Annotated in this window: 14 protein-coding genes; 10 read left to right on the forward strand and 4 right to left on the reverse strand. The window is 64.9% G+C overall.

Features of this window, described 5'->3' with window-relative positions; translation table 11 throughout:
• Positions 1-8: 8 nt before the first annotated feature.
• Positions 9-1337 (forward strand): MFS transporter, encoded by a 1329-nt coding sequence (locus AC07OV_RS08595; RefSeq protein ID WP_495092042.1) that lies wholly within the window; start codon positions 9-11, stop codon positions 1335-1337.
• Positions 1338-1340: 3 nt separating this feature from the next.
• Here AC07OV_RS08595 and AC07OV_RS08600 read toward each other — a convergent pair whose 3' ends face one another.
• Positions 1341-1652 (reverse strand): hypothetical protein, encoded by a 312-nt coding sequence (locus AC07OV_RS08600; RefSeq protein ID WP_495092043.1) that lies wholly within the window; start codon positions 1650-1652, stop codon positions 1341-1343.
• A gap of 216 nt (positions 1653-1868) precedes the next feature.
• Between AC07OV_RS08600 and AC07OV_RS08605 the strand changes: the two genes are divergently transcribed.
• From AC07OV_RS08605 to AC07OV_RS08615, 3 genes are read left to right on the forward strand one after another with little or no spacing between them, the layout of a single operon-like run.
• Entirely contained in the window at positions 1869-2513 is a 645-nt protein-coding gene (locus AC07OV_RS08605) for a secretin and TonB N-terminal domain-containing protein (RefSeq protein ID WP_494996827.1), read from the forward strand.
• A complete protein-coding gene (locus AC07OV_RS08610; RefSeq protein WP_176997714.1) occupies positions 2510-3055 on the forward strand; it encodes an RNA polymerase sigma factor in 546 nt (181 codons plus the stop codon). Before AC07OV_RS08605 ends, AC07OV_RS08610 begins: the two co-directional genes overlap by 4 nt.
• Positions 3056-3092: 37 nt before the next feature.
• Complete coding sequence (locus AC07OV_RS08615; RefSeq protein WP_495092044.1) at positions 3093-4019, forward strand: FecR family protein; 927 nt, start codon at positions 3093-3095, stop codon at positions 4017-4019.
• Between the two features lie 6 nt (positions 4020-4025).
• On the opposite strand, the gene AC07OV_RS08620 is transcribed toward AC07OV_RS08615, so the two are convergent.
• Both AC07OV_RS08620 and gspH read right to left on the reverse strand, forming a co-directional pair.
• Positions 4026-4637, reverse strand: a complete 612-nt coding sequence (locus AC07OV_RS08620) for a PulJ/GspJ family protein (protein ID WP_495092045.1) — start codon at positions 4635-4637, stop codon at positions 4026-4028.
• 135 nt (positions 4638-4772) lie between these two features.
• Positions 4773-5225, reverse strand: a complete 453-nt coding sequence (gene gspH / locus AC07OV_RS08625; protein WP_494996830.1) for a type II secretion system minor pseudopilin GspH — start codon at positions 5223-5225, stop codon at positions 4773-4775.
• 93 nt (positions 5226-5318) lie between these two features.
• On the opposite strand from gspH, the gene AC07OV_RS08630 reads away from it, so the two are divergent.
• Entirely contained in the window at positions 5319-5750 is a 432-nt protein-coding gene (locus tag AC07OV_RS08630; RefSeq protein ID WP_494996831.1) for a type II secretion system protein N, read from the forward strand.
• Here the strand turns inward: AC07OV_RS08630 and gspI are convergent.
• On the reverse strand, positions 5737-6102 hold the full coding sequence (gspI, locus tag AC07OV_RS08635; protein ID WP_176997719.1) for a type II secretion system minor pseudopilin GspI: 366 nt from the start codon (positions 6100-6102) through the stop codon (positions 5737-5739). The two genes, AC07OV_RS08630 and gspI, sit on opposite strands and share 14 nt — an antisense overlap.
• A 148-nt stretch (positions 6103-6250) precedes the next feature.
• Between gspI and gspG the strand changes: the two genes are divergently transcribed.
• The 5 genes from gspG to gspD are packed head-to-tail and all read left to right on the forward strand — an operon-like array spanning position 6251 to position 11465.
• Complete coding sequence (gene gspG / locus AC07OV_RS08640; protein WP_176997720.1) at positions 6251-6700, forward strand: type II secretion system major pseudopilin GspG; 450 nt, start codon at positions 6251-6253, stop codon at positions 6698-6700.
• Between the two features lie 8 nt (positions 6701-6708).
• Positions 6709-7599, forward strand: a complete 891-nt coding sequence (gspK, locus tag AC07OV_RS08645) for a type II secretion system minor pseudopilin GspK (RefSeq protein ID WP_494996832.1) — start codon at positions 6709-6711, stop codon at positions 7597-7599.
• Positions 7596-8666 (forward strand): type II secretion system protein GspL, encoded by a 1071-nt coding sequence (gene gspL / locus AC07OV_RS08650; RefSeq protein ID WP_495092046.1) that lies wholly within the window; start codon positions 7596-7598, stop codon positions 8664-8666. Before gspK ends, gspL begins: the two co-directional genes overlap by 4 nt.
• Positions 8659-9171 (forward strand): type II secretion system protein M, encoded by a 513-nt coding sequence (locus tag AC07OV_RS08655; protein ID WP_176997723.1) that lies wholly within the window; start codon positions 8659-8661, stop codon positions 9169-9171. The genes gspL and AC07OV_RS08655 overlap by 8 nt, the downstream gene beginning before the upstream one ends.
• On the forward strand, positions 9168-11465 hold the full coding sequence (gene gspD, locus AC07OV_RS08660; RefSeq protein WP_495092047.1) for a type II secretion system secretin GspD: 2298 nt from the start codon (positions 9168-9170) through the stop codon (positions 11463-11465). The genes AC07OV_RS08655 and gspD overlap by 4 nt, the downstream gene beginning before the upstream one ends.
• Positions 11466-11713 lie beyond the last annotated feature (248 nt).

The following is an 11713-nucleotide window of genomic DNA, read 5'->3' on the forward strand; positions in this document are numbered from 1 at the left end:
TCCCTTCAATGGGCATTCACGCGCAAGACACGGTCCGCAAGCGGCGCCGTGCGTTTCTCGGTGCCACCTCCGGCCACTTGATCGAGTGGTACGACTATGGCGTCTACGGCTTTCTCGCCGTGTACATCGGCCAGGCGTTTTTTGTCTCCGATGACCCCACCACCAGCCTGCTGGCGAGCTTCGCCGCGTTTGCCCTGAGCTTCTTCATCCGGCCGCTGGGCGGCCTGTTCTTCGGCCCGCTGGCCGACAAGATTGGCCGTCGCAAGACCCTGATCATGGCGCTGGTGATGATGACCGGTTCCACGGTGTTGCTCGGCCTGTTACCGACTTATGCCACCCTTGGCATCGCCGCGCCGATCCTGTTGATCCTGGTGCGCTGCGTGCAGGGCTTCTCGGCGGGTGGCGAGATCGGCACGGTCACCAGTTTCATCTCCGAATACGCCGGCCCCGGTCGACGCGGCTTTGCCACCTGCTGGCTGATGGTCACCGCCGTGCTCGGTCTGTTGCTGGGCGGCGCCGTGGCCAATGGCATGACCTGGGTGCTGGGCGCCGACGTGATGCAGGAGTGGGCGTGGCGCGTGCCGTTCCTGATTGCCGCACCGCTGGGCTTTATCTCCATGTACATCCGCCTCAAGCTTGAAGACAGCCCCGAGTTCCTCGCCCTGCAACGCGCCGGGCAAACCTCCCGCGCGCCGCTGCGTGAGGTCTGGCAGTGGAAGCGGGCGATTGCCCTGGTGTTTTTCATCATCACCCTGCACAGCTCGATCTTCTACCTGGTGCTGACCTTCGCCTCGACCTACATGGCCAAGATCCTCAAGTTCGACAGCGGCACCACTTTACTCTACGTGTTCGTGGCCAGTTTCTCGGCGGCGTTTGTGATGCCGTTCGGGGGGGCGTTCACCGACAAGTACGGGCGCAAGCCGTTCCTGATGGTGATCGGCACCCTGGCCACCCTGGCGATGTTCTGGCTGTTCAAGTCGGCACCCACGGCCACACCGGCGTCGTTCTTTGCACCCTTGATGGCGGTGGCGATCCTGTTCGGGCTGTATGCATCGTCCACCTATGCGCTGATGAGCGAACTGTTGCCGACGCGAATCCGCTCCACCGGGATTGCCGTGGCGTACAACGTGCCGGTGGCGGTGTTCGGCGGCAGCGCGCCGTTGATCTCTACCTGGCTGATCAAGGTGACAGGCGACATCACCTCGCCGTGGTACTTCTACGTGGCCACCGGCGTGGTGTCGTTGATTGCCCTGGTGGTCTTGCGCAAGGAAGACTTTGTCGCCAGCAGCCGCCCGGCCGTGGTGCAGGCACCAGAGGGGCTGGCCAGCGCGGCCTGACGTTCAGGGACGCTGCGGCTTGACCGACGTCCCGAACGTGTTACCCATGCGCACACTGGTCGCCGCCGGCGTGGATAAACCCACCTGGTTCGGCGGCCGCTTCTCTACCGGAATGTTCTGGGCCTCGCGGTTTTTCTGCGCGGCCTTGGCGGCGTCCGGCGTGTTACCCATCTGCTGGCTCAGGCAGCCATAGTCGGGCGCCTTATACCCATCCATCGTGACTTCCGTGCAGCTTGGGGCAGCTGTTTCGGCGTGGGCGACCAATGGCAATACGGCGCACAGCAACAGGCTGGCAAGGGGTACAAAGCGCTTCATACGGGCCTCCTGGCAGGCCCGCGAAGGGGGCCGTCAACCCTGGCAAGTGTAGTGCAGCGGGCTTGCCGTCACCGTGATGTTTTTTTTGCCATCACCGTAACATCAGGTTCATAAACTGGCCTCAGGATGACGGTTTTCAAGGACACGTCAGCCGTGCAGCGATGCGGAGCGGGGGGTGGGCAAGGGAGCTTGAGGCGCGCCACATGCGCCCTGGTCTTGCTATGGCTGCTTGCAGGTGCGCAGCCGGCGATCGCCGAGTCGCCGCTGTTGCTTCTGGACTTGCCAGCACAAGACCTGGAACACGCACTGCAAGCATATAGCCGCGCCACTGGGATGGCGGTGCTGGTGGACCGCGAGTTGACGCAGGGCCGGCGCTCCATCGGTGTGCGCGGGCGCTACACGGCGCAAGAAGCACTGGCGATGTTGCTGGCAGGGAGTGGCCTGATGGCACGTTATGCACGCAACGATGCGTTCACTTTGCAACGCCCCGACGTCGAACAGGCGCCTGCGCCGCGTGGCCTCTCTGCACGCAACGCCGCGCGGCTCAACAGCAGCTACGCCGCGGCGTTGCAGCAGGCGATCGAAGCCAGCCTGTGCCGTACGCCGTTGACTCGCCCGGGAACTTACCGTGCGCTGGTGCAGGTGTGGGTCAACCCGCAAGGGCTGATCGAACATAGCCGGCTGGTCAGTTCCACGGGTGATACGCAACGCGACGAAGCCCTGGTGCGCGGCCTTGGCACCGCCCGGGTTGAACGCCCGGCACCCAGTTCGCTGCGCCAGCCCGTGACCTTACTTTTGATGCCCGACACAACAGGAATGCGCATGGAATGCACAGCAGGGAAAGGAGCCACGGGCGGATGAAAAATACCGGGCACAGTACGATGGTCAGCTTGTTCCTGGCGTCCTACGAGGACTTCAAGGTGCGTTTGCGCAAGCGCCTGGGCTCCGAGGACCTGGCCAACGACGTCCTGCACGAAACCTACTTGCGGGTCGACCGCATGGACGTGCCACCCAACCTGCAACAGCCCAACGCCTACCTGTACCGCATGGCCCTGAACATTGCCGCCGACCGCCGCCAGGCCGACGCGCGCTTGCTCACTGGCAGCGAAGTCGAAGAGCTGCTGCAAACCGGCGACGAAGCCCTGGACCCGTCGCGGGTGGTGGGTGGCCAGCGCGAGATCCAGTCCCTGGTCAAGGCGCTTTACGAGCTGCCGGCACGCCGGCGCAAGATCCTCATCGCGGCGCGCCTGGAGGAGGCGCCACACCTGGAAATCTCCCAGCGTTTTGGCATCTCCACGCGCATGGTCGAGAAGGAAATCAAGGCCGCCCTGGGCCATTGCGCCAAGCGCCTGGAAAGAAAAGTGATTCAGCGGTTCGGTCCCGGGGCCGGAAAACCGTCTTAGTGTCGAGTCCCTGATAAATCCGTGAGTATTTGCGCGCTTGAACATTTTTAGCCTCTCCGCCGCCCGGCAATCCGCCGCCAGCCCCCTGCACGATGAAGCCCGCGACTGGCTGCTGTTGCTGACCTCGGGGCGCGCCACCGTGGCCGACGCCAAGGCGTTGCGCGCCTGGTGCGCCCAGAGCCCGGAACATGCCCAGGCGTTCGAGCAGGCCAAGCTGTTGTGGCAGCACATCGGCACGGCCGCCGAGCAATCGGCCGCGCCCCGTCACTTTGGACGACGCGCGTTCCTCGGCGGGGCGATTGCCGCCTCCGCTGCCGTGGTGATGGTGCGTGTTGGCGTGCCGGGTGGGTTTGCCGGCTTGACCGCCGACTACAAGACCGAAGTCGGCGAGCAGCGCCAGGTGGTCTTGAGCGAGGGCGTGAGCCTGGAACTCAACACCCAGACGCGCATCAGCCGAGTAGGGCTGGGCATCGAATTGCTCGAAGGTGAAGTGGAGGTGTTTGCCCGGGTGACGCAACCGCTCAAGGTCCAGGCCGGTGAGGGCTGGGTGAGTGCCGGGCAAGCGCGCTTCAATGTGCGCAACACCGACCATAGCGTGTGCGTGACCTGCCTTGAAGGTTGGTTGTCGGTGGACGTGGCCGGGCGCAGCGTACGCCTCGACAGCGGCCGCCAACTGACCTACGGTGCGGCTGGCATCGGTGAGCCGGTGTCCGTGGACACCCAGGCGGTGGTGGCGTGGCGCGAGCAGGTGCTGGTGTTCAACAACGCAACGCTTTCGACGGTGGTGGATGAGATCAACCGCTACCGACCGGGGATGCTGGTGTTGCTCAACAAGCAATTGGGCCAACGGCGGGTGCAGGCGCGGTTCAACCTGCAACAGTTGGCGGGTGTCGCGCTGTTGATTCGTGATGCCTACGGCGCCAAGTGCACCGAGTTGCCGGGTGGGGTGGTGCTGTTGAGCTAGGTTGTATCAGTTCAACGGCCCCATCACCTGCCGATACCGCTCCACGCCCTGGGGTGTCTGCCGCACCAGGCTGATCTCCATGCCCAGCGGGTCTTCCCGTCGATTGCCACTCAGCTGGCGCCACCCCTTGTCCGCTTCCCAGACCCGCACTTGCAGGTCGCTGACGCCCGTCAAAACCACAACGCCATCTTTCGCGGCCGGCAGCGGGAAACGATCCCGGCTTGGCGCGGCTGCGCGGTAGAGGTTGTCGCCCTTGAGCCACCAGCGCACGCGCTGCAAGCCATCGCCGGCTGCGGGCGCAATGCGGATCACATCCAACCGGAAGCCTTTGCTGTCGGAGCTGCGCACGGTCACGGCGGCCAGCCCTGCGGCTTTGTCTGTTTCTTCCGGCGAGGTGTCGGGGGGGGCCAATTCGACGCTGGCGCGCAGGCTGACATCCCGCTGCATCTGGTTCAACGCACGCAACAGCGCTTCGGTCTGCTCGGTGCTGGCCTGCAAGTGCTGGTCGGCACGGGTGACGCTGTCCAGGCCGCGCCAGGCGATGAGGCTGACCACCGCCATCAGCATGATTGCCACCATCACCTCGATCAGCGTGAAGCCTTTTTGCGATGGACTCATTTTCGGGTTCTCCTTGTAGTGAGCGGGCTTGCCCCGCGCCGCGGTACACCTGACGCCTTGAACCTGTCTGATACATCGCCGCGCGGGGCAAGCCCGCTCACTACAGGCGTAGTGGGTTAGTCGCGGGGCGAGTCATTACAAGGGCGTCACGACGCGTAGCAGCCCGGCGGCATCGCGTTGCAGGCTGAGGCTGTGTTGCCCGTCCGACAGCACCACGCGCACGGGCGGGTTGATCCATTCGGCGTTGAGCACCAGGGTCTGCTGGGGTTCGATGTTGATTTGCATCGGTGTGCTTTCCCATAGGCGTGGTCGTAGCGAGTCGTCGTTTTTGAAGGTCTCCATGCCCAATCCATCATCACTGTGGCGGCTGAAGCGAAAGCCCTTGGCATCAGCGCGCCAAGTGATCGGCCGACCGTCGGCGCGGGCTTCGGCCTGGGCCACTTGCAGCAATTGGCTCAGGCGTTCGGCGTCCTTGCGCAGCAGGTGCAGCGGGTCGGGCTTGATGGTGAGGCTGATGGCCGCGCTGGCGATGCCGATGATCACCAGCACCACCATCAGCTCGATCAGGGTGAAGCCGCGTTGTTTCATCGCAAGGCACCTGGGGAACTGGAGAGGTTGTGAAATAAAAACGTGCGAATTGGCCTGTAGGCTGGTGCCACGGACAAACAGGAGGTCCTGGACATGGCATTCGCTCATCGTTTTACCCTGGCCCACGGCGTGCAGGTGCTGGGCGTGTTGGCCGCGCTGGCGGGCGTGGCGGTCTGGACACCGCTGTTGCTCACCTCGGCCGAATCCCACACGCCCCAGGCCACCCCCCAGGCCTTGGCGGCGCGCAGTGACAGCCCGGCGTTGCAATGGTTTTCGAATGCGCCGACGGCGGTGCAGATCAAGGTCTCGGGTGTGCTCGCCGGGGCACGGGGCGCGGTGGCGATCCTCAGCCTCAACGACGGCCCGCCGCGCAGTTTTCTGTTGGGCGAGCGGGTGAGCCCTGGCGTGCGCCTCACGGCCATCGAAGGCGATGGGGTAGAGATCGAGCGCGGTGGCGAGAAGCAGCGGGTCCACCTCGACAAGCTGGCGCCGGCCCCGGAACTGGCGCCGCTCACTCGGCCATGACCTGGGTGTCCAGGCGGGCCAGGGGCGGCGCCTCGCGGCTGGCGTCCAGCACCTGCACCCTGACCTGATACAGGCGGCCGTCGGCGTTGATGGTCTGCTCGCAGCGCAGCTTCAAGCGGCCCTGGTCACACTCGAACGTCTTCTTGCCGGTGCGCAAGTGCCCCTCCAGGCGCAGCTCCGCCAGGCGGCTCTGTGCCGCCAGCAAGGCCATCGACTTGTCGCGCAGCAGCCCATTGCTCTGGGTCATCAGGCCCGCCACGCGCACGGCGGCCGCCATGGCCACAGCGATGATCGCCAGCGCCACCAGCACTTCAATGAGGGTAAAACCTTGCGCGTTTCGACGGCCGACCATGGCGCTCTCAAACCCCGGAAACAGGCCCGCAGACTAGCGCCGGCAGTTGACCGATTGGCGACCAAACCTCCCGAGGATTTTCAATACGACTGACATGTGTTCTTGCAACACTGCGCCACGAATTGAACCCCAGCCAAGGAATGTCGAGATGGATATCGCGCCCCTTAACGCCCCATTGCCAGGCCCTCGCGGCCAACGTGGCTTCACCCTGATCGAGATCATGGTGGTGGTGGTCATCCTCGGGATTCTTGCGGCGATGGTGGTGCCCAAGGTGCTGGACCGCCCGGACCAGGCACGGGCCACGGCGGCGAAACAGGACATCGGCGGGCTGATGCAGGCACTGAAACTGTATCGCCTCGACCACGGCACTTACCCCAGCATGAACCAGGGTTTGAAAGTACTGGTGGAACGCCCGGCCGATGCCAAGAACAGCAACTGGCGCGCCTACCTTGACCGCCTGCCGAACGACCCGTGGGGCAACCCTTATCACTACCTCAACCCGGGCGCCAACGGCGAGGTCGATGTGTTCTCCCTGGGGGCCGACGGCAAGCCAGACGGCGACGGCGTGAATGCCGATATCGGCTCCTGGCAGTTGTAAGGCCCGCCATGAAACGGCATTCGCCCGCAGCGGCGAAGCAGCGCGGCATGGCGATCATCAGCGCCTTGCTGATCGCGGCAGTGGTGGCGGTGCTCGCCGGCAGCATGCTCACGCGCCAGACCGTGTTCACCCGCAGCCTGGAAGCCGAGCAACTGCGCATTCAGGGCCAGTGGCTGTTGCAGGGTGGCCTGGAGCAGAGCCGTCGCCTGTTGTGGGACGCCCGCCAGAAAGACGTGCTGACCCGCCTCGACCAACCGTGGGCGCACGCCCAGAGCGGTGCATTTGAGGGGCGGCTGGCCGATGAACAAGGCAAGTTCAACCTGCGCAACCTGGTCAACCGCCAGCAGGTGGACGTCGAGCAACTGCAGCGTTTCGAGCGCCTGTGTCGCCTGATCGGCGTCGACCCAAGCCTGAGCCGACGCATCAGCCAGAGGGTGATTGGCTCCTATGATCAGCGCACAGGGGATGACGCTTTGCCCGCCAAGTACCCGGTGCTGCGCAGCCTGGACGACCTCAGTGGCCTCGAAGGCCTCGACCCGCTGCTGCTGCAGCGTCTGCAGACCTTTATCAGCGTGCTGCCCGGCAATACCTGGGTCAACGGCAACACCGCCAGCGCCGAAGTGCTCAGTGCGGTGGTGCCGCAACTGAGCCTGTCCCAGGCCCAGGGGCTGGTGGCCGAGCGGGACAGCGGGCGCTGGTTTATCAACCGCGGGGATTTCGTCAACCGTCTGCACTTGCCCCAGGTGGCGGTGGATTCGGTGGAGGTGGGCATTACCAGCGAGTGGTTCCGCCTGCAGGGCCAGGCGCGGCGCGAGCAGCGGCGGGTGACACTCGATGCTTTGCTGCACCGCCCGGAAGACCGCCAGCCCCGGGTGATCTGGTCGCGGGTGGGCGTATGAAACGCTTGCGCATTGGCTTGCCGCCCCTCGATCAACTCAGCGCTGACAGCCCGGTGACTTTTGCCTGGGTGGAGCGTGGGGCGGTGGTGAGTGAAGGCCAGGAGCGCCTGGCGCAATTGGGCAAGCATCGCCAGGCCGTCGACTGCTTCCTGCACCCGCGTGACAGCCTGCTGACTGGCTTGGAACTGCCGCCATTGCCGGCGGCTAAAACCCAGGCCGCCGTGGCTTGCGCAGCACAGGCATTGATCCTCGGCCCGGTGGAGCAGATGCAGGTTGCCCACGGCCCACGCGAAAGCGACGGGCGTGTGCAAGTGGCCTGGGTGCCCAAGGACGGCTTGCAGCGTTTGGGCCAGGTGTTGGCTCAGGCACAACTCAAGCTGCGCGGCGTGTACCCGGCGCCCTATGCGTTGCCGGTGGGCACATCGGTGCTGGAAGACGGGTATCTGTTGACGCGTGACACCTTGCAACAGGGCGCGGTGCATCCCTTGGGGCAGCCGGCGCTGGACGTACAGTGGGTCGATGCGGCGCAGCGCTGGAGCGGCGCAACACCGGCGTGGGGCTTGCAGGGCCGCCTGAACCCGCCGTCTACCGTGGGATGGGGCAGGGCGTTGGCCTGCCTTGGTGTGGCCGCTGCGATCTGGACGATTGGCCTGAACCTGTACGCCGCCCGCCAGGCGGATGAAGGCCAACGAATCAAGGCAATGCTCAGCCAGCAAGTACGCCAGGCATTCCCCGAATTGCCGGTGGTGCTCAACCCCTTGCAACAGGCCCGCCAGCAGTTGGCCGCGCGGCAGAGCGGTGCGGCGGGTGACCCGGGCCAGCGCTTCAGCAACCTGTTGCAACTGGCCGGCAGCCAGCTGCCGTTCATGGTCGGCAGTGTCGAGAGCCTGACGTTCGAACAGGGGCGTTTGCACTTGGCTTTGTTAGCCGACAGCCGCAGCCCCGCCGTTGAAGGGGAGTGGCAAGCCGCCCTGGCCCAGGCCGGCTTCAGCGCTGTTCGCGATGACCATGGCTGGACCCTCGGCCCCGCTGAAACCGCCAGCGTCCAGGAAGCCAGCGATGAATAAGTGGCAGCAACTGCGTGGCCAGTCCCACGTGTTCTGGAGCGGCCTGGCCCTGCGGGAAAAACGCATGCTGGTCGGCACCGGCGTGGCCCTGGCGAGCCTGTTGACATGGATGGTGTTGGTGCAGCCAGCGCTGAAAAAAATCGATTACTGGCAGGCCGAAACCCCGAAATTGCGTTCCCAGGCGCAAGCCCTGCACGTGCTGTTGCAGGACGTCGCTGCGCCTCGGCCGGCTGACGAACCCTCGCTGCGCCAGGCCCTGGATGGCGCCGGTTTGCACGGCCGCTATCAATTGGAGGCGCTGGCACCGGGCGGCTGGCGCCTGACCTTCGACAATGCACCGGCCGACGCCGTGGTGAGCTGGCTGCTGGGCAACCCCCGTTCGTTCTCTCTGGAGGTGTCCGAGGCGCGTTTGCAGCGCGCAGAGGACGCCGTCGACAACTCGGCCGGCACTGTGTCCGGGACCGTTCGCATGGATCAGGCGCTTGGCGCTAAGGAAGCTTCATGAAGTGGTCAGTCCCGCCTTTCCGTTTGGCCGCACCCTTGCTGGTGCTGGCCCTGAGCGCGTGCAGCAACAACCAGCCCGTCAAGCCGCTGCTGGTGGATAGCGAACTCGGCCAGCCCTTGGCCGAAACCCGCCATAGCGATACGCCGCTGGATCGCCAGCGCGAACCCGCACCCCGGCCGCCCGTGCAACACCCGGTGACCAACAGCGCCCGTGGCCATGCTCCGGCCGTGGTCAAGGCACGCAACCCGCTGGGCGACCAGCCCGTGCAGCTGAATTTTGTCGAGGCGGATATCCAGGCGGTGGTGCGCGCGCTGTCCCGCGCCACCGGCCAGCAGTTCCTGGTGGACCCACGGGTGAAGGGCAACCTGACCCTGGTCAGCGAAGGCCAGGTGCCGGCGCACCAGGCCTACGACATGCTGCTGGCGGCGCTGCGCATGCAGGGGTTCAGCGTGGTGGACGTGGGCGGTGTGGCCCAGGTGGTGCCGGAAGCCGACGCCAAGCTGCTCGGCGGCCCGATCTACAGCGCCGGCGCCACGGGCATGCAGACCCGCACGTTCCGCCTGCAATACGAAAACGCCGTGAACCTGATCCCGGTGCTGCGCCCCATCGTGTCACCGAACAACCCGATCAATGCCTACCCCGGCAACAACAGCATCGTCATCACCGACTACGCCGAAAACCTCGCGCGCGTGGCGCAGATCATCAGCGGCATCGACACCCCGAGCGCCATCGACACCGACGTGGTGAAAGTGCAGAACGGCATTGCCGTGGACATCGCGGCCATGGTCGCTGAACTCCTGGAAACCCAGGGCGCCGACCAGACCCAGAAGATCAACGTGGTGGGCGACCCGCGCTCCAACTCGATCATCATCCGCTCTGGCAGCCCCGAACGTACGGAGCTTGCGCGCAACCTCATCTACAAGCTCGACAATGCCCAGAGCAACCCGAGCAACATGCACGTGGTGTACCTGCGCAACGCCCAGGCCGGCAAGCTGGCTCAGTCACTGCGTGGCCTGCTGACCGGCGAGAGTGACTCCGGTGTCAGTGACGAGGCGCGTGGCAAGCTCAGCAGCATGGGCGGCACCGGCCAGAACGGCCAGGGCACTCCCACGCAGAACAGCAGCGGCACGCCCACCGGCAGCGGCGTGCAGACGGGGTACGGCCAGCAGGCCAACTCGGCAACGACCTCCACCGGCAGCACGTCCAATGACCAGAACACCGCGTTCAGTGCCGGCGGCGTGACGATCCAGGCGGACGCCACCACCAACACCTTGCTGATCTCGGCGCCCGACCCGCTGTACCGCAACCTGCGCGAAGTGATCGACATGCTCGACCAGCGCCGCGCCCAGGTGGTGATCGAGAGCCTGATCGTTGAAGTCAACGAAGACGATGCCACGGAGTTCGGCGTGCAGTGGCAGGCTGGCAACCTGGGTGGCAGAGGGGGCTTTGGCGGTGTGAACCTGGGGGGCAGCGGTCTGAATGGCACGCCTACCAGCAAAACCAGTATCGATGTGCTGCCCAAGGGCCTGAACATCGGTCTGGTCAATGGCACCGTGGACATTCCTGGTATCGGCAAGGTGCTCGACTTGAAGGTGCTGGCCCGTGCGTTGAAGAGCAAGGGCGGCACCAACGTGCTGTCGACGCCGAACCTGCTGACCCTGGATAACGAGGCGGCGAGCATTTTTGTGGGGCAGACCATTCCGTTTGTCACCGGCAGTTATGTGACCGGTGGCGGGGGCACCAGCAATAACCCGTTCCAAACCGTGCAGCGTGAAGAGGTGGGGCTGAAGCTGAACGTGCGGCCGCAGATTTCCGAGGGCGGCACGGTGAAGCTGGATATTTACCAGGAGGTCAGCAGCGTCGATGCGCGGGCTTCGGTGGACGCGGGGACGGTGACCAACAAGCGGGCGATCGATACCAGCATTCTGTTGGATGACGGGCAAATCATGGTGCTGGGGGGGTTGTTGCAGGATGGGTACAGCCAGAGCAATGACGCGGTGCCTTGGTTGTCGGATATCCCCGGGTTGGGGGCGTTGTTTCGTAATGAAAAGCGCAGTGTGAACAAGACCAATTTGATGGTGTTTTTGCGGCCCTACATTATTCGCGACAGTGGGGCGGGGCGCAGTATTACGTTGAACCGGTATGAGTTTATGCGCCGGGCCCAGGGTGGGTTGCAGCCGGAGCGGAGTTGGGCGATGCCGGATGTGCAGGCGCCGCAGTTGCCTTCGGTGGAGAAGGCGATTCCTGTGGGGCAGCAGGGGCCGAGGGCGGTGATTCGGGCGGTGCCTCAGTGATTGGGGGGATCTCTAACTGTGGGAGCTGGCTTGCCTGCGATGGCGATCTGTTTGTGTACATATCCGTTGCTGCGGTAACGGCGGCTTATGGTTCCGCTCTTACAGCGGGTCACTTTTGGAAAGGCCCAAAAGTAACCAAAAGGCCTTCGCCCCACCACTCGGTGCCTCGCCTAGGCTCGGCATGCCCTCACTCCGGCTTGAATCCGTGGGCCGCCGCCACGCGCCATCCATGGCGCGGGGCGGCTAAC

It is taken from the genome of Pseudomonas sp. GW821-FHT09A09, assembly GCF_059418405.1.

What these genes read in the sequence shown, in the direction of transcription:
- gspH (WP_494996830.1), bottom strand. Translation starts at nt 5,225, where the DNA reads ATGAAACAACGCGGCTTCACCCTGATCGAGCTGATGGTGGTGCTGGTG.
- AC07OV_RS08620 (WP_495092045.1), bottom strand. Translation starts at nt 4,637, where the DNA reads ATGAGTCCATCGCAAAAAGGCTTCACGCTGATCGAGGTGATGGTGGCA.
- gspG (WP_176997720.1), top strand. Translation starts at nt 6,251, where the DNA reads ATGGATATCGCGCCCCTTAACGCCCCATTGCCAGGCCCTCGCGGCCAA.
- gspI (WP_176997719.1), bottom strand. Translation starts at nt 6,102, where the DNA reads ATGGTCGGCCGTCGAAACGCGCAAGGTTTTACCCTCATTGAAGTGCTG.
- gspL (WP_495092046.1), top strand. Translation starts at nt 7,596, where the DNA reads ATGAAACGCTTGCGCATTGGCTTGCCGCCCCTCGATCAACTCAGCGCT.
- AC07OV_RS08595 (WP_495092042.1), top strand. Translation starts at nt 9, where the DNA reads ATGGGCATTCACGCGCAAGACACGGTCCGCAAGCGGCGCCGTGCGTTT.
- AC07OV_RS08630 (WP_494996831.1), top strand. Translation starts at nt 5,319, where the DNA reads ATGGCATTCGCTCATCGTTTTACCCTGGCCCACGGCGTGCAGGTGCTG.
- AC07OV_RS08610 (WP_176997714.1), top strand. Translation starts at nt 2,510, where the DNA reads ATGAAAAATACCGGGCACAGTACGATGGTCAGCTTGTTCCTGGCGTCC.
- AC07OV_RS08600 (WP_495092043.1), bottom strand. Translation starts at nt 1,652, where the DNA reads ATGAAGCGCTTTGTACCCCTTGCCAGCCTGTTGCTGTGCGCCGTATTG.
- gspK (WP_494996832.1), top strand. Translation starts at nt 6,709, where the DNA reads ATGAAACGGCATTCGCCCGCAGCGGCGAAGCAGCGCGGCATGGCGATC.
- AC07OV_RS08655 (WP_176997723.1), top strand. Translation starts at nt 8,659, where the DNA reads ATGAATAAGTGGCAGCAACTGCGTGGCCAGTCCCACGTGTTCTGGAGC.
- gspD (WP_495092047.1), top strand. Translation starts at nt 9,168, where the DNA reads ATGAAGTGGTCAGTCCCGCCTTTCCGTTTGGCCGCACCCTTGCTGGTG.